Consider the following 19,784-nt stretch of genomic DNA (forward strand, 5'->3'; position numbering starts at 1 on the left):
ATGCAAGCACACAATCACGCACATCAAAACATGAAGAGCGTCAAGGCAGCCATTTTAACGATTTCAGATACACGCACGCTCGATACGGACGTGTCTGGCGAACATATTTGCACGTTATTAAAAGAGAACGCGCACACGGTCACATATCGTGAGATCACAAAGGACGATGCGACAGAAATCGAAGCGGCCGTCAAACGAATGGTCGACGAAAACATGGACGTCATCTTGACGACCGGCGGTACGGGTATTACAAAACGTGACGTCACGATTGAAACGATCCGGCCGCTGCTCGACCGCGAAATGGTCGGCTTTGGTGAGTTGTTCCGTCATGTCAGCTTCACGGAAGACATCGGTCCGGCTGCGATGTTGTCACGGGCCTTGGCTGGACGCATTGGAAATACCATCATTTTCTCGATGCCAGGTTCACGCGGAGCCGTCGATTTGGCGATGACACGATTGATTTTACCTGAACTTTCGCACATCGTCTGGGAAGCGACGCGATGATTGGAATCGTCTTGGCAGGGGGCCGGTCGCGCCGGTTCGGATCTCCGAAATGGCAGGCCCGTTATCAAGGCGCCTCGTTTGAAGAACGAGCCAGGCAGACGCTCGTCTCGACGACGACAGCACAATGGAGCGTCGTACCAGCTGGCATGGTGACCGACGATTATCAGCTTGAAGATACTTTCGAATGGCGAGGCATGGGACCGCTCGCCGGCATCGTCACCGTGATGCGTCAAAAGCCTGACGACTGGTACGCTGTCTGTGCGTGTGACACGCCACTGCTTCCTTCAGAAGTATATGAGCGGCTCGCCTTAGAACGAGATGGTCGCCCGGTTGTCGCTGTTGCGGACGACAGACTGCATCCGCTCATCGCCTTGTATCCGCGGTCGATGTTACCACGAATTGAAGACGCGTTAAGACGAGGCGAGCGGGCGGTCATGCCTCATGTAGCAGCCGCGACGATCGTCACGTTTGATGAACGGGATTGGTTTAAAAATGTGAACACACCGAGCGAATATGCGGCGGTGCTACGGAAGGAAGTGGACTGATGGAGAAGGTATCGACGTTGTTTCGCAAACCGCTCGCAATCGATGAAGCGATATCACTCGTCCGAGAAGCGACGGGTGAGCCCGCAATAGAGACAGTCATGCTGCATGAGGCGAATGGACGTATTCTCGCGACGGACCTCATCGCGACGCATGACGTCCCAGCCTTTGATAAATCGCCGTATGACGGCTTCGCGGTCCGAGCTGTCGACTTGATGTCAGCGAGCCGTGACGAGCCGGTGACCTTGTCCGTTCAATACGTGCAAGGAGCGGGGCACGTCGGCCCACCGCTGTTAGACGGTCACGCCATCCGCATCATGACGGGTGCTAAAATCCCAGACGGTGCAGACGCGGTCGTCATGCTCGAAATCGTTCAGGCGGATGAACAACGAATAACATTCAAGCGTCCTGTCCAAGATAAAAACATCTCCTATCGTGGGGAAGACGTGGCGACCGGGGCTCATATCGTGAATCGTGGCACCCGTATCAACCCCGGCATCATTGCCTTGCTCGCGACATTCGGCTACGAGCGGGTCGAGGTGTTCACAAAACCGTGGATTACCGTGTTCGCGACAGGGGATGAACTCGCCGAACCGGGGCAGAGAAAAGCTGAGGGTCAAATTTACAATTCCAACGCCTATATGATTCTTGCTCAGATCGAGGCGCTCGGCGGGAAAGCGGTATATGGCGGGATTCTTCCCGATACGTTTCCCGCGACGAAACATGCGATCGAAGAAGCGCTACACACGAGTGACGCCATCGTCACGACGGGTGGAGTGTCGGTCGGAGATTTTGACTACTTACCGGACGTTTACGAAGCACTCGGTGCGTCTGTATTGTTCAACAAAGTCGGGATGCGCCCGGGGTCCGTCACGACGGTCGCGAACGTCGAAGGCCGATTGTTGTTCGGGTTATCCGGGAATCCGTCCGCTTGCTTCGTCGGTACGGAATTGTTTGTCGGGACATATATGAAGACGCTATATGGACAAGCCGAGCGTACGGTCGTACAGGCGGAACTCGGTGTTGATTTTTCGAAACCGAATCCGTTCGACCGGTTCGTACGTGCCCATGTGACGATTGATTCGACCGGACACGCGGTCGTTCATCCGAGCGGAAAAGATAAGTCTGGTATCGTCTCCTCACTCGCGTCATGTAACGCGTTGATCCATCTACCGGGCGGGACGAGAGGATTTCAGAAAGGGGACATGGTACGATGTCGAATCATCGATCAACTTTGACGATCTTGCAAGTGGTCGGCTATCAAAATAGCGGAAAGACATCGTTCGTTTCCGAGCTGACAGAACGGTTGTCAGCGACGGGGCTCCGTGTCGGGGTGATCAAACACCACGGACATGGAGGGGCGCTCGACCTGCCAATGACTGACTCGCATCGCCACGCCCTAGCCGGAGCCGTGTTATCGAGTGTGATCAGTGAGAACGGGACGTTCATCGAGTGGAAAGCCGTCGACACGTTTGAATTACTCGTGAATTGGTATGAAGCGCACGTCGATGTGCTGCTCATTGAAGGCTACAAGCAGAAAAACTATCCGAAAGTGGTACTCGTTCGAGAAGGTTTTGAACAACCGGTCAACTTGACGAATGTGATCGCAATCGGTGATTCCGTGAAAGACCGGAATCACTTGATGAGTTCGGTGGAAGGGTGGATGGCATATGAACTGGTATCAAGTGAATGAACGTCCCCTCGAGCCGATGGCACTCTACGAAGCGGTCCGGCACCGAAACGTCGGGGCCGTCGTCCTGTTTATCGGAACGGTAAGGGAGATGACCGGAACGAAACAGACCGAACTACTCGAGTACGAATCCTACGTGCCGATGGCCGAGAAAATGCTCGAACAAATCGCGAAAGAAGTCGATGAGCGTTGGCCTGGCGCTTTAACTGCGATTCATCACCGAATTGGCCAGCTCGATATTTTGGAAGAAGCAGTCGTGATTGCGACAAGCTCGGCCCACCGCGCCGACGCTTACGAGGCGAATCGGTACGCAATCGAACGAATTAAGGAAATTGTCCCGATTTGGAAACGGGAGCACTGGACGGATGGCACGAAATGGATCGGAGATCAAAAAGAACAGCAGCCTGGACGCCCGGAAGGAGTGACGCTTAAATGATTAAAGTATTATGTTTTGCCCACGTGGCAGAAGAATTGTCAGTTCGATCTTATACAGTTCCCGCTCCGCAAACAATCGCTTCCCTGCGCAAAGGATTGTCGGACAGGGGCGTGTCGGGTGCAGAGCGTCTCATGTTCGCGGTCAACGAACGCTATGAGACTGACGAGTATGTGGTCGAGGCCGGCGACACGGTCGCTGTGATCCCGATGGTGAGTGGAGGGTGACACGATGGAATTGACGCATATGAATGGACAGGGACGAGCGTGGATGGTCGACGTATCAGGAAAAGAAGAAACGACGCGAACTGCTCGCGCCCGGACATCAGTCGAATTGAGCAGTTCGCTCAAACAGCTCATCACAAACGGCGGGCTTGAGAAAGGTGACGTCCTCGCTGTGGCACAAGTAGCCGGAATCATGGCCGCCAAAGAGACGAGCCGAATCATCCCGATGTGTCATCCGCTCGCCTTGAAGAAAATTGATTTAACGTTTGAATGGGATGGCACCGATCTCATCATCGAATCATTCGTTAAAACAAAAGGTGATACCGGTGTCGAGATGGAAGCATTGACGGCCGCGACGATTGCGGCGTTGACCGTTTACGATATGACGAAAGCCGTCGATAAAGGCATCGTCATTGGACCGACCTACTTGCTTGAGAAGCACGGCGGGAAGTCAGGAGACTATATCCGATGACACACCTGTCGGAACGTTATGCACGGCAAGCCCGTTTTCATGGAATCGGGGCGGACGGGCAAGCGGAACTGATGACAAAGCGCGTACTTGTCGTCGGTCTCGGCGCGCTCGGTGCGGCTGTGACCGATCAGCTCGTTCGGGCCGGTGTCGCACTCGTCATCGTCGACCGGGATTATGTGGAAGTGACGAACCTGCAACGGCAAACGCTGTATACGGAACAAGACGCGACAGCGGAGACGCCGAAAGCAATCGCTGCGCTTGAGCGGTTGCGAGCAATCAACGGAGACGTTGAAATCGACGCGCACATCGCCGACGTCTCATGGGACTGGCTTCGTCCCTTGCCTCACGTCGACCTCGTCTTGGATGCGACGGACAACGTCGAGACACGTCTGTTGTTGAACGATTTCGCGCTCGAGCGAGGCATTCCGTTCTTGTTCGCTTCTTGCGTCGGGGCGTATGGCATGAACTATACCGTATTGCCGGGTGAGGCACCTTGTCTCCGCTGTCTCATGCGCCACTTGCCGCTCGCTGGGCAGACGTGTGCGACAGCCGGAGTCGTGGCGCCAATCGTCCACCACGTCGCGAGCCGGCAAGCTGTCGAGGCGTTGAAATATTTGACGGGGCGACATGAGAAATTGGAACGTCGACTTTTGATTGAGGACTTATGGGAAAATCAGTCGCAACGACTCGATGTCGAACGGCTTGTCGACGCGGCGTGTCCGTCGTGCCAACAGAACGAGTATCCGAGTCTCGTCTCGAACCGGCAACAGACGGCTCTTCTATGCGGACGTGACGTTGTTCAAGTTCGTCGGTCCATCGAAGGACTTGAGCCGATCGCGAACCAACTTGAGCGCGCTGACATCACAATGAAAAAGACGCCATTCACGTTAGAATGGCGGTGGCGAGGTCACCGGATGCTCTTATTCAAAGATGGTCGGGTCCTCGTCCACGGTGTCAACGACCCGCATGTTGCGGTCGCCATGGTCGATGAGTGTCTCGGTGCATAAAAAAGATGTCCATCGAGGCCGATGGACATCTTTTTTATGCGGCTGTTTTTGCATACCGATTCTTTCGAAGAGAACGATACGTCTCAACCAATGCGACACAAGCACCCGTGATCACAATTCCAATCCAAGTCATATTTTCGTTATTCGCTATTTCGTTCTCGTTCGTCACTCGAAAAATTTCGATATTAGCGAATGTGATCGGATCTCCGGTCGTTTGCGCATCGGAATAACCTAGCCAAATCACAGTAAAGAAGATAACGGTAGATAACCCGATTCCGATTACTGTTTCGATTCCAAGACGTAGCATCGTTCGTCCCATTTCAATTTCTCCCCTCAATGAATGGATGAATCATTCTTAATTTCCATTTACGAGGCGTTTGATAAAAAAGTTTCATACATTACACTTGCTCAGCGTGGAATCGTGAGCACTTGACCGACGCTGATCAAATTGATGTTCGTGATGTTGTTGGCGGCAGCGATTTTGGCGACGGTCGTATTATATGTCGTCGCAATCTTATAGAGCGTGTCGCCTGACTTGACGGTATACTTCACGGTCGTCGCTGGCGGAGGAGTGACGGTTGTTCCTGGGATGACCAGGACTTGACCGACGCTGATCAGGTTGATGTTGGTGATGTTATTGGCAGCAGCGATTTTGGCGACGGTCGTTTTGTACAGTGTCGCAATCTTGTAGAGTGTATCGCCTGCTTTTACCGTATATTTGACAGTCGTCGTTGGGGGTGGCGTGACGCTTGTTCCTGGAATGACGAGCACTTGACCGACACTGATCAAGTTGTAGTTCGTGATCTTGTTGGCGGCAGCGAGTGCAGCGACTGTGACGTTGTAAGCCCGAGCGATGCTATAGAGCGTGTCGCCTGATTTGACAGTATACGTTTTAGAGGTTGAAGTAGATTGGTAAGCGAGCAATTGGGAAACTGTCACGAATTTGTAGCCTTTTGCTTTCAGTTGCGAGATCATCGTCGGCAAGGCGAGCGGTGTGCCTGGCGCACCAGCACCGGTGTGCATGAGGACAATCGATCCTGGTTTGATGTTCGTTTGGACTTTCGTATTGATTTGGCTAGCAGTGAGTCCTTTCCAGTCAATCGTATCGATGTTCCATTGGATCGTATAAGCGTAGCCGGCAGCGCCGACACCGCTCAAGACGGCGCTGTTCACGGCGCCAAACGGAGCCCGGAAGATCGGTTTTGTCGTTTTACCGGTCAGTGATTTAACAATTGCTTCGGTACGGTCGAGTTCGGTCTTCATTTGAGTGGCGGTCAACTGGGTGAAGTATGGGTGGCTGTACGAGTGGTTACCTACTTGGTGACCTTTAGCTGCGATGTTTTTAATGTATTGAGGATGGTGGTTGGCGCCGGTTCCAGTCAAAAAGAAAGTGGCTTTGACGTTGTTCTTGGCAAGTATGTCCAAAATCTTGTTCGTATTCGCACCATCCGCTCCGTCATCGAACGTCAACGCCACGACTTTACTCGTCGTGTTCACGCTCGTTATGAACTTCGAAGCAGCGGCATCAGCTGATTTTGGATAGGTGACTAACGGTGCCAGCATGATCAACAAAGCCATCAATAACCGTACAAATTTGCTCTTCATTTTTCCTTTCGCCTCCATTCTTGGTGTATGTATCTTGGTGTCAAGGCTTTCCATATATTGAGCTGTGTATATATTTTATATACCCCGTTTTGGTGGTGAACACGTGATAATCCTAAAAATAGGCAAAGGAATTTTTGGATAATGACTCTCAAATTTTGTGTTCAATTTATGAGCAGGTGACGTGGTAAATATCACAAAATCCTCACACAATTCTTGAAAAAGGATGATATCATGAACAATGTGTGAAACGTGTAAGCGATTAACTAGGGGGGATTCATAATGAGACAAACAGTGAAACGAATCGGGATGGCGACAGGAATAATCGGTCTGTTCGTCCTTGGGGCATGCGGGACAGAAGAGGCGGACAATGCGACGGAGACGGTGCAGTCGATGGAACCCGTCGAAGCAGAATTGAACGTACCGGCGACAGCGGAAATAGATGAAGCGGTCACGTTATCGGTTCGCGTCACGCAAGACGGCAAAGGGGTCGATGATGCGGACGAGATCAAGTTCGAAGTGTGGAAGAACGGCGCCAAAGAAGAGAGCGAGATGATGAAAGCTTCGCTCACAGAAGACGGGGTCTATGAGACGGAAGCAACGTTTGCGGATGAAGCGGTCTATACGGTCCAAGTCCACGTGACGGCGCGGGCAATGCACACGATGCCGACAGCGAAGGTGACGGTCGGTCATCCAGAAACAGAAGCCGAAGCCGAGGCTGAAACAGACCATCACCAACACGCCGGGGCCGATATCACACTCGATCCAAAGCAAGTGACGGCGAATGAAGCGAGCCCGTTCACCGTCAACGTTGAAATTGACCATGAGGTGCTGACAGGTGCGGACGTTCAACTTGAAGTATTCAAAGACGGTGCGGATAAGCACGACTGGGTGAAGCTTGAGGAAACGGAAAACGGAAGCTATGCGGGTGAGCATACGTTCCCGGAGACCGGTACGTACAACGTCCAAGTCCATGTGACGAAAGGACACGACATCCATGAACACGTCATGGAGACAGTCGAAGTCAAATAAAAAAATCGATCGGCGCACGCGCCGATCGATTTTTATTATGCGTTTTGGTAAAGTGATTCGACTTGTTGTTGAAGCGATTCGTTCTCGAGGAACTGGTCGTACGTCGCTTCTTTGTCGACAATCCCATTCGGCGTCACTTCGATGATGCGTGTCGCAATCGTCGAGATGAGCTGATGGTCATGTGAACTGAAGAGGAGTACGCCTTTGAACGTCTCGAGTCCGTTGTTGAGCGCTGTGATCGATTCGAGGTCCAAGTGGTTCGTCGGATCGTCAAGGACGAGCACGTTCGAGTTCGAGAGCATCATCTTCGAGAGCATGCAACGAACTTTCTCTCCCCCTGAGAGGACAGACGCTTTCTTCATGACTTCTTCGCCAGAGAAGAGCATACGGCCGAGGAAACCACGGAGGAACGTATCTGACTCGTCAGCTGGCGAGAACTGGCGTAACCAGTCCAAGATGCTCTTATCTGAGCCTTCGAAGTATTCCGAGTTGTCTTTCGGGAAGTACGACTGGATCGTCGTCACGCCCCATTTGACCGTACCCGTGTCTGGCTCCATCTCACCCATGAGGATCTTGAAGAGCGTCGTGATGGCGACGTCGTTGCGACCGACGAAAGCGACTTTGTCCATCTTGTTCAATGAGAACGTGACGTTGTCGAGTACTTTGACACCGTCGATCGTCTTCGAGACGTTGTCGACGTACAAGACGTCATTTCCGATTTCACGTTCCATCGAGAAACCGACGAACGGATAACGGCGTGATGACGGACGGATGTCGTCCAGTGTGATCTTATCGAGCAACTTTTTACGCGACGTCGCTTGACGCGCCTTCGAGGCGTTCGAGCTGAAACGGGCGATAAAGTTTTGGAGCTCTTTGATCTTCTCTTCTTTTTTCTTGTTCTGGTCGTTGGCCATGCGCGATGCGAGTTGGCTCGACTCGTACCAGAAGTCGTAGTTCCCGACGTACAGTTGAATCTTACCGAAGTCGAGGTCAGCCATGTGCGTACAAACTTTGTTCAAGAAGTGACGGTCGTGGGAAACGACGATGACAGTGTTCTCGAAGTTGATCAAGAACTCTTCGAGCCATTGAATCGCTTTGATGTCAAGTCCGTTCGTCGGCTCATCGAGGAGCAAGATGTCTGGCTTACCGAACAACGCTTGGGCAAGGAGTACCTTGACCTTCTCGCCACCCGTGAGCTCGCTCATGAGTTTATGGTGCGACGCGTCAGTGATGCCAAGACCTTGAAGCACGGTTGCGGCTTCCGACTCGGCTTCCCAACCGTTCATCTCAGCGAATTCACCTTCGAGTTCAGCGGCACGCATGCCGTCTTCGTCAGAGAAATCTTCTTTCATATAGATTGCATCTTTTTCTTTCATGACTTGATACAAGCGCTCATGGCCTTTGATGACTGTTTCAAGCACAGCCTGGTCTTCGTACGCATAATGGTCCTGTTTAAGGACGGCGAGACGTTCGCCAGGTGAGAAGCTGACGTCACCCGTTGACGTCTCTTGCTCACCGGCAAGAATTTTCAAGAATGTTGATTTACCGGCACCGTTCGCGCCGATCAAGCCGTAACAGTTGCCTGGTGTGAACTTGATGTTCACGTCTTCGAACAACTTACGGCCACCGAATTGAAGACTTACGTTATTTACTGTAATCATGTATAGAATACCTCGTTTTTCTGATTTGTTTACGACGTGTATTGTATCACGTTTTTTAAAAACGCGCAGTCGCGGGTAAATATGAAACAAATGTGGAACGGATTCGTATGAATGGATAAGGGGGAATCGTTCATGAAAACATCACTATCGATCCGCGAGGCGTGGAACGACTACTACCGCAAAGATTTCGTCCGACTGTTGCTCGTGTTCTTCGTGACAGGCGTCGTCTCGTATTGGTTATTCCGCACGTTCGTCGCGGCCGAACAAGTCGACGAGATTTTAGCCCAACTCGGCGAATCGTTTGAAGCGAGCGGGCTGACGTTCGACTCGAGCGCACGCGACGCGATGATCGCCTTGTTCGTGAACAATACACGTGTCACGTTGCTCGCCTTCTTGCTCGGGATGATCCCACTCTTCATCCCATATGTGTTCGTCGTCATCAACGCCGCCGTCATCGGTCTCGTCGCCATGCTCGTCGGTTTCACGGGCGAGTCGGTCATTAAAGTGCTCGTTCTCGGGATTTTACCGCACGGCGTCACCGAAATCTCGGCGATTCTGCTCGGGGCGGCGATGGGACTGTCGCTCAACCGTCATGTATGGAAGAAGTTACGAGGAAAAGAGACGGACGTCACGTTCAAAGCGCTATTGCTCGCAGGGATCAAGACGTTCTTATTTATCGCGGTCCCGCTCCTCGCTGTCTCCGCTGTCATCGAGGCGTACGTCACGCCGCTCTTGCTGCAATGAAAGTCATCGCAGGATGGCTTTTTTTATTTGAAGTGATGTGTCGTCTCGAGACAGCGCAGCGGGGTGATGCCTTCTATGGTGACTTCGCAGTTCAACTGCCAGACTTCGAACCCGTCCGCGATCGCGTCACGGATCAGCCGGCGGATCTTCTCGTCGTGTCTCCGCTTCGGATTGCCGGTGAAGACAGGCGCATCATATAAAAAGACATACAATAAAACGGCCCGTCCTGCTTGTGGCAACGTCGCGGTCAGTGTTTCAAGATGACGGATGAACCGTTTCGTCTCGACAGGGGTTTTCCTTGCGTTTCCTTCAAAGCGAGGGAGCGGCGTCACGAACAGTTCCGTCAGCGGTGTTTTCACTTCCATGTAGACTGCATCGACTTTGAAATCGAGGCGTGAACCGCCTGACACGATTTCACGTTCGACACGTTCTAGAGACGGAAAGACCGGCAAAGCGTCCGCTTTCAAGAGATGTTCGACGTAGTCGTTGGCCCGTCCTTGATGGATGCCGATCCAGCGCTTGTCCCGGTCAATCGAGATGGCTTCCACCGTGAAAGCAGTGTGGCGTCGCGGATTGTTTGCCGCCGAAACGAGGCAAGGCACACCGTCGAAGACGAGATCACCGATTCGCCCTGTGACCGGACAGTGGCACGCGACAATCTTGTCATCGAGCAACACGTCCATGACGAAGCGGTTGCGCCGCTTGACGATCACCCCTTCTTTTAACGGTCGTTCAAACCGGTACATCGTCAGCCCGTGCGGACGACCGTCGTGTCGAGCTCGAACGTCACGTTGCCGGCCAAGGCGCGTGAAATCATACAGCCGTCTTTAGCTTTCTTAGCAATCCGTTCGACGAGCGTGATATCCCGGTCGGTCGCCGCAGCGCGGACGTTGATCACGGTTTTATAACGGATCGTCTCGTATGTGAACACGCCGTTCGTCACGTCGACGATACCTTCGGCGTCGATCGTGATGCCTTGATGGGAAAGATCGCTCCGTCCAAGCATGGCCGCGAGCGTGATGATATAGCACGTCGCCGCAGCTCCGAGGAGCATCTCATCGGGATTCGTCCCGATACCAGGTCCGTCCATTTCCGGGGGAATCGAAATTTGCGTCTTCAACCGTTCGGCCTCGATCGTGCCGACGTCGTTACGTCCGCCGGTCCAGTCAAGGTTCATGTGAAACGTATGCTTCATAAAAATCGCCTCCAATGTCTCTAGTGTAGAAGAGAATGATTGGAGGCGCATGTGTTATGCTCGCGCGCGTTCGGCGAACGTGCGGAGCGTCTGGATAATGACGTGTGTCGCTTTTTCCATATTGTTGACGGAGACGTACTCGAACTTGCCGTGATAGTTCTCGCCGCCAGTGAAGATGTTTGGCGTCGGGAGACCCATATACGACAGTTGCGAGCCATCGGTCCCGCCGCGGATCGGTTCGATTACCGGTTCGATCCCGAGCTCGCGCATGACGTCGGCGACGGTGTCGACGATGTGTTTGACCGGCTCGATCTTCTCGGCCATGTTGTAGTACTGGTCGTCCATCTTCAAGTCGACGCGTGCCTCGCCGTATTTTTGTTTCCATTCGGCGACAAGTTTCTCGAGCAAGACTTTCCGGGCTTCGAACTTCGTCCGGTCGTGGTCGCGGATGATGTATTGGAGAACTGTCGTCTCGACATCACCCGAGAATCCGTTCAAGTGGAAGAATCCTTCGTAATGGCTCGTATGCTCCGGTGCCTCGTCGGCCGGAAGGCGGTTATGGAACGCCATCGCCAGTTTCATCGAGTTGACCATCTTGTTCTTGGCGCTGCCCGGGTGGACGTTCGTGCCGTGGAACGTGACGGTCGCTCCGGCGGCGTTGAAACTCTCATACTGAAGTTCGCCAAGCGGACCGCCGTCCATCGTGTAGGCGAAGTCGGCGTTGAAGCGGGCGACGTCGAACTTGTGGGGGCCGCGCCCGATCTCTTCGTCCGGTGTGAACGCAATCCGGACCGGTCCGTGTGGGATTTCCGGATGCGCCAGTAAGTGTTCGACCGCCGTGACGATTTCAGCCATGCCGGCCTTATCATCGGCACCGAGCAGCGTCGTCCCGTCCGTCGTCATGAGCGTATGGCCGACGTAATCATCAAGTTCGGGGAAGTCACGCGGTGACAAGATAACATTGAGTGCCTCGTTCAAGACGATATCGCCACCCGCATAATGTTCAACGAGTTGCGGATTGACGTTTGTGCCGGTAAAATCGGTCGCCGTATCGACGTGAGCGAGCAGCCCGATCGTCGGCACGTCATGGTCGACGTTACTCGGCAACGTCGCGAACAAGTAGCCGTACTCGTCGGTCTCGACGTCCTCGAGCCCAATCGCCTTCAGTTCGGCCTCGAGATGGCGGATCAAATCCCATTGTTTCGCCGTCGACGGCGTCGTCTCACTCGTAAAGTCAGATTGCGTGTCAATTTTGGCATACGTCATCAAGCGTTCAATCAATTTTGCTTGCATAAAAATACCTCCCCTTATCGTTTCTCATCCGTTTTAGTGTAGCACGGGAACCGTTTGGAGAAGTATCAAAATTGTTTGAAAAATGGACAGGCGACCGAAGCGCCTGTCCATCGTTTACTGGATGATGACACCGCCGTCAATGACGAACTCGGCGCCCGTGAAGTAACTCGACTCGTCTGAGGCGAGGAACAAGACGAGGTTCGAGACGTCGGCCGGCTTTCCGATTCGTTTAAGCGGCACCGCCCGTCACAAGCGCGACTCCACCTTGTACACGTTTCATTGTCCTTCCTCCTTTTCAAAAAAGAAAGCAACCGTCTTCTTTAACATCATTAAGCGAGAATTCTCCCACCTCTAAGCGTCTGGGGCGAGGCCCAACGTAGGTGGGAGATGAATCGCCCGTACATAAACCTCTTGGGCACCCATGTGACATAATTACGAACATAAGTTCTTGATTCCGTCAGGATGATTCCCTTCCCCCGCCGCGGGTATCGGAATGGGAAGAGAATCATCCTGACGCCGGGTGTGAAGGAGGGACAGACATGCTGAAGGGCTATAAATACCGGCTCTATCCGACGGCGGCACAGGCCGATTTCCTGGTCAGGACGATCGGCTGCGCCCGGTTCGTCTACAACAAGCTGCTCGAGGACAGCCTCGCGCTCGCGAACGCGAAGCTTCACCTTGACGCGGCGTTCGCGAAGTTCTTCGCCGGGACGGCCGGCTTCCCGGTGTTCAAGTCGAAACGGAAGGCGCGCGCGTCCTACACGACGAACGACGCGCTCGTCACGGAGAAGATCCCGAACCCGCGCAACCTGCGCGAGGCCGAGGCGCGGCTCAAACGTGCGCAGCGCGCGCTGTCCCGCAAGAAGCCCGGCAGCCGGAACCGCGAGAAGGCACGGCTCCTATTGGCCAAGAAGCACGAGCAGGTCAAGAACCGACGGCACGACTTCCTCCACAAGCTGTCGCGACGCATCGTCGACGAGAACCAAGTCGTCGTGGTCGAGACGCTGAAGCCGAGGGAGATGATGCAGGACCGCCGCCTTTCGAAGTCGATCGGGGATGCCGGATGGGGGGAGTTCGTCCGCCAATTGGAATATAAGGCTAGGTTCTATGGACGGACACTCATCCAGGCCGACCCGTGGTTCGCCTCGACCCAGGTCTGTTCGGCCTGCGGCGAGAACGGCGGCAGGAAGGAGCTAGACGTCCGCGAATGGACATGCGCCGCATGCGGGGCGCTCCATGACCGCGACGTCAACGCGAGCCTCAACCTGTTGCGCCTTGCCGACTGAAAACCTTCAGGGCAGGGACTGCCCGACGCGCTTGGTCCACAACCGTGGCTGGTAAAAGCATGGTCTTCCCAAGAAGCTCCCACTTCAAGTTGCGAAGCAAATAAGTGGTGAGTAGTTCACTTATAATATGAGATGTCACATATTATGAAATATTTTGAACGATTGGCATTAGAAAAGGATAGGGAGCAACAACGGCAACAAAAACGACGTGAAGATGGCGGTCAGTCCCATTGCGGCACCACCGGTCGCGCCTGAGAGCGGATGTTCGGTCGCGGCTTGGGCTGTCCCGATGCCGTGGCTGATCGTCCCGAGGGCGAGTCCGCGCGTGAACGGGTCGGTCACGTTGAACATAGATAAAATCACTGGGCCGAGCATGGCGCCAAGGATGCCGCAGGCGACGGCGACCGAAGCGGCGAGCGCGGCGTCACCTTGTAACTGTCGTGCCAGCTCGAGCGCAATCGGCGAGGTCACCGATTTGACGGACAAGGCGAGCAAGACGTGATCCGTCAACTTGAGTGCGGTCCCGAGACCGACAGCGACGAAAATCGTTGATAACGTCCCGAGCACGATGGCACCGAGCGCTCGTTTAGCCCGAGCGAGCAGGATCGGCAAGTTGCGATAGAGCGGCAAACCGAGCGCCACTGTCGCCGGCCCGAGCAGTGTCGTGATCGCATCTTTCGCCGGCGCATACGTGTCGTACGTCTGTCCAGAGACGAGCAATAACAAGATGAGCGTGAGCGTGCTCAAAAAGACGACGTTCGTGAACGGGGACGCCCATTTGAATGACAGCTTCCGGCTCAACATATAGACGGCAATGGTAATCAATATCCAGAAGACGGTCATGACGCCTCACCGTGTTTTCCGGAAACGAGCGCCGTCACGACGAGGCCGATCGTCATGCTGATGATCAAGGCAAGGAAGAGCGGAACGCCTTCTGCCTTTAAAAGCGAGCTATACGACATGAGCCCGACCGCGATCGGGATGAAGAAAAAGGCGAGGTGCTTCGTCAAGAAGCCGGCGCTATCTTCGATCCATTCGACGCGGATGATCTTGGTCATCAATAAGAGCAGTAACAGGACCATGCCGATGACGCTCCCTGGCACTTTTAAAGCGAGCACGGCGACGATCCAATTCCCGAGCGCGCTCAAGCCAAATAAGAGCGAAAGGCCGATAATCCATTTGATAAGACGTTGCATGTGATTCATCCTTTCGCATATACATTCAAAACGTATGAATTCTCTCAAACTTTATCATCTAGGTCAAGATGGAGGCTATGACAAAAAAGATTATGGGTACGTATGTTCGGGGTGGTATAATGAGCTCACTACTAACAAATGAGGTGTATTTATGGAACAAACGGCAGTCGAACGGTTCATTCAAGAACATCAAATCAAACATGGGGCAGACGTCTTGAACGCGTTCCAACAACGAATCAATTTGAGTATGGTGCCTCGAACGACACGAGAAGAGGTTGCAATCGGCCACTCGAAATTTGGCGGTTATCCAGATTTACCGATCGGGTCGGACCATCCTGGAGAGAACTTGACGTTTTTGGCGCAATTTCGCTTAAGCGACTTTGCCGGCTGTGAGTCGGTCGAGGCGCTTCCAAAAAAAGGGCTGCTGTCTTTCTTTTACGATATGGAAGAACAACCGTGGGGTGACACGGACGAACGTCATCTTTGGCGTGTTGTGTACACGGAAGACACAGACCTTGAACGTGTCAAAGTCGGAGAGGCGCTGAACGAACGGGCAGTCTCGTTTGATGAATCATACGCACCGAACGTTGATGTGCTCGCCCATCTATTGAATGACGATCAGTTCGAGGCGTTCGAAGAGCTGATTGACGATGAGGAATTTCACGCAATCGGCGGTCATCCGAACGCTATTCAAAATGATGTGTTCGAAGAGGTTCAGGACACATATGGTGACCGCTTCAAGCGGCCGTTCCTGCTCTTCCAAATGGATTCGACAGAAGAGCTCGATATCATGTTCGGCGATGTCGGGATCCTCTACTTTTTGATTCCGACAGAGGCGCTTCAGGCCAAACGATTCGAGGAGACCGAAATGATCATGCAATGTTACTGAACACAACAAAAAGAGATTTGACCGGCTCTCGGTCAAATCTCTTTTTGAATTATGCTTGTTGTTTCTTGCGGAACCGAGCGAAGAACTCATAGACGATTGGGACGATGAGCAACGTCAGTAACGTCGAACTTGTGAGTCCGCCGATGACGGTGACACCGAGACCTTTCGAGATGAGTGCGCCGCCTTCGAGTCCGAGAGCGAGTGGTGATAAGGCACCGATTGTCGCGAGCGCCGTCATGAGAATCGGACGAAGTCGCGTACCGGCTGCTTCGAGCAACGCTTCACGCGTCGATAGACCGGCTTCTTCTTTATGAATGACGCGGTCAATCAAGACGATCGCATTTGTGACGACGATCCCGATCAACATGAGCGCACCAATCAAAGCAGATACGGAAATCGTTTCTCCCGTGATCAAGAGGGCGACGAGTCCGCCGATGATCGCATAAGGGAGCGAGAACAATACGACGAACGGGGTGATGGCACCGCCGAACGTGACGACGAGCACCAAGTAGACGATGGCAATGGCTGCGAGCATCGCAAGGCCGAGCTGCGTGAACGATTCTTGAATCTGTTCTGTCACGCCGCCGACATCATACGAGACGCCCGTCGGGAGATCGATGTCAGAGACACGTTCTTCGATGGCGGTCGACGCTTCCGTCGCCTTGTCCGTGCTAAGTTCGACGCTGACGGTAGCAAGGAGCTTGCCGTCGCGCTGGACGAGCGTGTCCGGCGTCGTGCCTTCTTCGACTTCGATGAAGTCTGAGATTGGGCGCGGCCCGAACGGCGTCGTCACTTCTTGCGCTTGCAAGTCTTCAATGCTGTCATACGTGACTTGTTCCGTCGGGATGATGACGTCGAGCTGTTTGTCATCAATCGTCACACTGGCGAGCGGACTGGCCTGTGCTTGGAACTGACCGATCGTTTGAGCGAGTTGAGCGGCCGAGACGCCAGCTTCAGCTGCTGCTTGTTGATCGACGTTGAACGTGTACTGGACGTATGACTCACGAAGATCAGACGTCGCTTGGCGGACGTAGTCCGTCTCTTCTTCGATCGTCTCGATGAATGTCGGGACAATCGCTTCAAGATCTTCGAGCGAGTTGGCGTAGACGTTATACGTCACACCGCTCGTTCCGGCACCGCCGGCGAAGTTTTGTTCTTTCCATTCTCCGCCTGAGGCAAGTTCGTTCAATTGTTCGATGTCTGCCAATTTGACGTCGGCAAAGTCTTCTGTGTCCGGGTCGTACTGGACGATGAAGATCCCTTGCTTGTTATTCCCCGGGTTGAGCGGGTTTTCGCCACCGACCGTGAACTGGACGTCGGTCGCGTTAGGCTGGTCTTCCATAAAGTACGTCTCGGCGATCTCAGCAGCCGCGATTGAGTCGTCAAGCGTCTGTCCCGGTTCTGGGTCGAACGTGACGAACAGCGTTTTTTCCGAATCTTGGTTCAAGAAGTTGACCCCGATGGCTGGTACGAGGGCAAAACTGCCGATCAAGAGAAGTGTCGCGAGTCCGAAGACGACGAGCTTGTGATTGAGCGACCAGTTGAGCACACCGCGGTACCATTCGGCAAGTTTACCGGGTCCTTCTTCCGGCTTCAGCTTGTCACGGTTTTTAAAGAACGAATCGGCCATCATCGGTACGACCGTGATCGCGACGAGGAGCGAAGCGAGCAAGGCGAAGACGACGGTCAAGGCGAACGGCAAGAACAGTTCGCCGACGAAGCCGGTCACGAAACCGAGCGGCAAGAAGACGGCGATCGTCACGATTGTCGATGACGCGATCGGGACGAACACTTCTTTCGTCGCGGCGATGATCAACGCTTTGCCGCGTAACGGTTCGTTCGGACGAGTGAGTCGACGATAAATGTTTTCGATGACGACAATCGAGTCATCGACGACGCGTCCAATCGCGACGGTCATCGCCCCGAGCGTCATGATGTTGAGCGTGATATCGAGTTGCTTCAAGACGATGAGCGCCATCAAGAGCGATAGCGGGATCGAGATGACAGCAATGATCGTCGAACGGAAGTTACGAAGGAACACTAAGATGATCAAAATAGCGAATAGACCACCGAGTAACGCCTTCGATACCATCGTCTCGACCGATTCTTCAATCGGCTGACCTTGGTCGAGTGTGATTGAGACGTTCGCCGTATCATATTCGGCCTCAAAGTCGTCTAAAATCGTTTTGACGGCGTTAACGACGTCGACGGTGTTCGCGTCTTGTGTCTTCGTCACTTGAATTCCGATCGAACGTTCTCCGTTCGACCGCGAGATCGATTCTTCGATGCCGCGGTCTTCGATTGTCGCGAGTTCGCTTAAAGCGACGGTCGGGACTGTTGTCGGCACATTCGCAGGTGGGACTGTGCCAGGGACTTCGCTTGGCAACTCAGGTGTCTCGCCAGCCGGGAATCCACTTGGCGTCCCTGGGGCGGTCGGTTCAGCTGGGGCTGGTGAGTACGGGATTTGCAGGTCGCGGAACGCTTCGAGCGTCTCCGACTTCCCGTCGATGACGACGGCCTGTTCCGTATCCCCGAGCTCGTACAAACCGAGCGCGATGCGGGCATCGTTTGCTTGAATCAACTGTTTGACCGTATCTTCTGTCAAGTTGTATTCGGCAAGTGCGGCCTCGTCGAAGCGAAGCTCGACGCGACGGACTTCTTGACCGGCGATTTGGACGAGCTGGGCACCTTCGACACCTTCAAGGGCCGGTTGGAGCTCGTCTTCGACAAGTTTTGTCAACTCAGCCAAATCGAGGCTTTCATCTGAAACGGCTGCACCGACGACCGGGAAAGCGTCGAAGCTGAGGCGTGACACTTGCGGGTCTTGGACGGACTCTGGCAGCTCGACGTTGCTGAGTGCATCTTTGACCTGTTGTTCGGCTGCTTCCATATCCGTGCTGAAATCATAATCGATTTGAATGTTCGAAGCGTTTTGGAACGAAGACGAACGGACTTGTTCGACACCGTTCAAACTCTTCAAGCGATCTTCGAGCACGGTGCTCACTTCGTCGAGCACTTGTTCAGGGGAAGCGCCAGGATAAATCGTCGTCACCGAGACGGTCGGTGTCGTGATGTCAGGCAGTGTCTCTAGTTTCATCGTTAGGCCGGCAAAGATTCCGGCGGCCGTTAAGATGATCGTCATCAACCAAACTGCGAACTTGTTGTTGACGGAGAAGGTCGTGATCTTTTGCATGGGGTTCATTTCTCCTCTAATAAATTAGTCTAGTTTCCCGAATCGATGTGTCGGGCGCGCTCGATGAGTCGAGCGATAATGGCTTGTTTTAAAGCGGTAGGGGGGACGCCGACATTGAAGTGTTCGGACATCATCATCCCTTCAAGGGCATAGCGGATGATCATCGTCTCGACGGGATCGCTCGTCTGTTGAAATTCGGCGAAGAACGTGTCGAGGTCATGCTTCCAACGGTCGGCGTACGCTTGATCGACGGCGAATAACGTCAAGAAGGCAATCATCTTCTCGGCATCGATATGAATTGGCGAGCGTTCCGGATAGAGTTTCGTCTCATCAAATAGGCGGACGAACGCCTCGACCGGACCGTGGCCGTCAGCCTGAAGTGATTCGTATAAATCGTTTTGTTCGGTTTGAAGCCGTTCGACGATGGCGGTCAAAAGCGCTTCTTTCGACGGATAATGATACAGCAGGCCACCTTTTGAGACACCAGCGGTCTTTGCGACTTCATCTAATGTCAGTTGGTGCACTCCGTGCTCCATGATGATCTCGGTCGCGGCATCTAACAGTTTTTGTTTCGTGATAGTTGATCGGTTTGTCATTTCGTCACTCCTTTCTGTACCGACCAGACGGTCTTTTCATTTCAACTATAGGCGCCTCATCATTTTGAAGTCAAGAAATGATATCGTCAAAACTGTTAAGTTATAAATACATAACTACTGGTAACGTTTTCAAAAAAAGGTTGACATGAGAATGATTATCATCGATTATAGTGATTGAGAGTAATTATCATTACCAACAAAAAGACTAAAACATGGGGGAAATAT

Annotated in this window: 22 protein-coding genes and 1 pseudogene; 12 read left to right on the forward strand and 11 right to left on the reverse strand. The window is 53.4% G+C overall.

The features are described from left to right. Genes KNP77_RS11195 through KNP77_RS11230 form a run of 8 tightly spaced genes read left to right on the forward strand, consistent with a single transcriptional unit; the run spans window position 1 to window position 4,872 of the window. Window positions 1-504 (forward strand): MogA/MoaB family molybdenum cofactor biosynthesis protein, encoded by a 504-nt coding sequence (locus tag KNP77_RS11195; RefSeq protein ID WP_070328105.1) that lies wholly within the window; start codon window positions 1-3, stop codon window positions 502-504. Beyond that, on the forward strand, window positions 501-1,049 hold the full coding sequence (locus KNP77_RS11200) for a molybdenum cofactor guanylyltransferase (RefSeq protein ID WP_214890804.1): 549 nt from the start codon (window positions 501-503) through the stop codon (window positions 1,047-1,049). Before KNP77_RS11195 ends, KNP77_RS11200 begins: the two co-directional genes overlap by 4 nt. Then, window positions 1,049-2,284 carry a molybdopterin molybdotransferase MoeA gene (locus KNP77_RS11205; RefSeq protein ID WP_214890806.1) on the forward strand — a complete coding sequence of 412 codons (1,236 nt, stop codon included), beginning with the start codon at window positions 1,049-1,051 and terminating at the stop codon, window positions 2,282-2,284. Before KNP77_RS11200 ends, KNP77_RS11205 begins: the two co-directional genes overlap by 1 nt. Continuing rightward, window positions 2,260-2,739, forward strand: coding sequence for a molybdopterin-guanine dinucleotide biosynthesis protein B (gene mobB, locus KNP77_RS11210; RefSeq protein ID WP_214890808.1), 480 nt, complete (start codon window positions 2,260-2,262; stop codon window positions 2,737-2,739). Before KNP77_RS11205 ends, mobB begins: the two co-directional genes overlap by 25 nt. Further along, on the forward strand, window positions 2,717-3,172 hold the full coding sequence (locus KNP77_RS11215) for a molybdenum cofactor biosynthesis protein MoaE (protein ID WP_214890810.1): 456 nt from the start codon (window positions 2,717-2,719) through the stop codon (window positions 3,170-3,172). Before mobB ends, KNP77_RS11215 begins: the two co-directional genes overlap by 23 nt. Further along, on the forward strand, window positions 3,169-3,396 hold the full coding sequence (locus tag KNP77_RS11220) for a MoaD/ThiS family protein (protein WP_035385838.1): 228 nt from the start codon (window positions 3,169-3,171) through the stop codon (window positions 3,394-3,396). The genes KNP77_RS11215 and KNP77_RS11220 overlap by 4 nt, the downstream gene beginning before the upstream one ends. 4 nt (window positions 3,397-3,400) lie before the next feature. Further along, window positions 3,401-3,865: a cyclic pyranopterin monophosphate synthase MoaC gene (gene moaC / locus KNP77_RS11225; RefSeq protein WP_131441220.1), complete on the forward strand. Its 465-nt coding sequence runs from the start codon at window positions 3,401-3,403 to the stop codon at window positions 3,863-3,865. After that, window positions 3,862-4,872, forward strand: a complete 1,011-nt coding sequence (locus KNP77_RS11230) for a ThiF family adenylyltransferase (RefSeq protein WP_131505135.1) — start codon at window positions 3,862-3,864, stop codon at window positions 4,870-4,872. Before moaC ends, KNP77_RS11230 begins: the two co-directional genes overlap by 4 nt. A 34-nt stretch (window positions 4,873-4,906) precedes the next feature. On the opposite strand, the gene KNP77_RS11235 is transcribed toward KNP77_RS11230, so the two are convergent. Together KNP77_RS11235 and KNP77_RS11240 are read right to left on the reverse strand one after the other, a co-directional pair. Beyond that, window positions 4,907-5,191 carry an LlsX family protein gene (locus tag KNP77_RS11235; protein ID WP_214890819.1) on the reverse strand — a complete coding sequence of 95 codons (285 nt, stop codon included), beginning with the start codon at window positions 5,189-5,191 and terminating at the stop codon, window positions 4,907-4,909. A gap of 89 nt (window positions 5,192-5,280) precedes the next feature. Continuing rightward, on the reverse strand, window positions 5,281-6,435 hold the full coding sequence (locus KNP77_RS11240; RefSeq protein ID WP_251139050.1) for a LysM peptidoglycan-binding domain-containing protein: 1,155 nt from the start codon (window positions 6,433-6,435) through the stop codon (window positions 5,281-5,283). 321 nt (window positions 6,436-6,756) lie between these two features. Here KNP77_RS11240 and KNP77_RS11245 point away from each other — a divergent pair, with 321 nt between their 5' ends. Then, a complete protein-coding gene (locus tag KNP77_RS11245; RefSeq protein ID WP_131508107.1) occupies window positions 6,757-7,506 on the forward strand; it encodes a FixH family protein in 750 nt (249 codons plus the stop codon). A gap of 35 nt (window positions 7,507-7,541) precedes the next feature. Here the strand turns inward: KNP77_RS11245 and KNP77_RS11250 are convergent, their stop codons facing one another. Further along, complete coding sequence (locus KNP77_RS11250) at window positions 7,542-9,167, reverse strand: ABC-F family ATP-binding cassette domain-containing protein (protein ID WP_070328113.1); 1,626 nt, start codon at window positions 9,165-9,167, stop codon at window positions 7,542-7,544. Window positions 9,168-9,299: 132 nt separating this feature from the next. Here KNP77_RS11250 and KNP77_RS11255 point away from each other — a divergent pair, with 132 nt between their 5' ends. After that, entirely contained in the window at window positions 9,300-9,911 is a 612-nt protein-coding gene (locus KNP77_RS11255) for a stage II sporulation protein M (protein ID WP_214890823.1), read from the forward strand. A gap of 23 nt (window positions 9,912-9,934) precedes the next feature. On the opposite strand, the gene KNP77_RS11260 is transcribed toward KNP77_RS11255, so the two are convergent. From KNP77_RS11260 to KNP77_RS11275, 4 genes and pseudogenes are all read right to left on the reverse strand, one after another. After that, window positions 9,935-10,657, reverse strand: coding sequence for a DNA/RNA nuclease SfsA (locus KNP77_RS11260; protein ID WP_214890826.1), 723 nt, complete (start codon window positions 10,655-10,657; stop codon window positions 9,935-9,937). Between the two features lie 2 nt (window positions 10,658-10,659). Continuing rightward, window positions 10,660-11,106: an SACOL1771 family peroxiredoxin gene (locus KNP77_RS11265; protein WP_070328116.1), complete on the reverse strand. Its 447-nt coding sequence runs from the start codon at window positions 11,104-11,106 to the stop codon at window positions 10,660-10,662. Window positions 11,107-11,160: 54 nt separating this feature from the next. Then, window positions 11,161-12,399, reverse strand: a complete 1,239-nt coding sequence (gene pepT, locus KNP77_RS11270) for a peptidase T (RefSeq protein WP_214890828.1) — start codon at window positions 12,397-12,399, stop codon at window positions 11,161-11,163. A 114-nt stretch (window positions 12,400-12,513) separates the two neighbouring features. Continuing rightward, window positions 12,514-12,639, reverse strand: a pseudogene (locus KNP77_RS11275) (SDR family oxidoreductase); the annotation flags it as partial. A gap of 299 nt (window positions 12,640-12,938) precedes the next feature. Here KNP77_RS11275 and KNP77_RS11280 point away from each other — a divergent pair. Beyond that, on the forward strand, window positions 12,939-13,685 hold the full coding sequence (locus KNP77_RS11280; protein WP_214890835.1) for an RNA-guided endonuclease TnpB family protein: 747 nt from the start codon (window positions 12,939-12,941) through the stop codon (window positions 13,683-13,685). A 168-nt stretch (window positions 13,686-13,853) separates the two neighbouring features. Here the strand turns inward: KNP77_RS11280 and KNP77_RS11285 are convergent, their stop codons facing one another. Continuing rightward, window positions 13,854-14,528: an LrgB family protein gene (locus KNP77_RS11285; RefSeq protein WP_070328373.1), complete on the reverse strand. Its 675-nt coding sequence runs from the start codon at window positions 14,526-14,528 to the stop codon at window positions 13,854-13,856. Further along, complete coding sequence (locus tag KNP77_RS11290) at window positions 14,525-14,881, reverse strand: CidA/LrgA family protein (RefSeq protein WP_070328372.1); 357 nt, start codon at window positions 14,879-14,881, stop codon at window positions 14,525-14,527. The genes KNP77_RS11285 and KNP77_RS11290 overlap by 4 nt, the downstream gene beginning before the upstream one ends. Before the next feature lie 151 nt (window positions 14,882-15,032). On the opposite strand from KNP77_RS11290, the gene KNP77_RS11295 reads away from it, so the two are divergent. Continuing rightward, complete coding sequence (locus KNP77_RS11295) at window positions 15,033-15,770, forward strand: YwqG family protein (protein ID WP_131505138.1); 738 nt, start codon at window positions 15,033-15,035, stop codon at window positions 15,768-15,770. 49 nt (window positions 15,771-15,819) lie between these two features. Here KNP77_RS11295 and KNP77_RS11300 read toward each other — a convergent pair whose 3' ends face one another. After that, the gene (locus tag KNP77_RS11300; RefSeq protein WP_214890837.1) at window positions 15,820-18,963 is read right to left on the reverse strand and encodes an efflux RND transporter permease subunit; all 3,144 of its coding nucleotides are present in this window, start codon (window positions 18,961-18,963) and stop codon (window positions 15,820-15,822) included. Window positions 18,964-18,992: 29 nt separating this feature from the next. Further along, window positions 18,993-19,559: a TetR/AcrR family transcriptional regulator gene (locus tag KNP77_RS11305; protein ID WP_131441679.1), complete on the reverse strand. Its 567-nt coding sequence runs from the start codon at window positions 19,557-19,559 to the stop codon at window positions 18,993-18,995. Between the last annotated feature and the right edge of the window lie 225 nt (window positions 19,560-19,784).

Source organism: Exiguobacterium sp. s142 (assembly GCF_018618455.1).
GTDB classification, from domain to species: domain Bacteria; phylum Bacillota; class Bacilli; order Exiguobacteriales; family Exiguobacteriaceae; genus Exiguobacterium; species Exiguobacterium aurantiacum_A.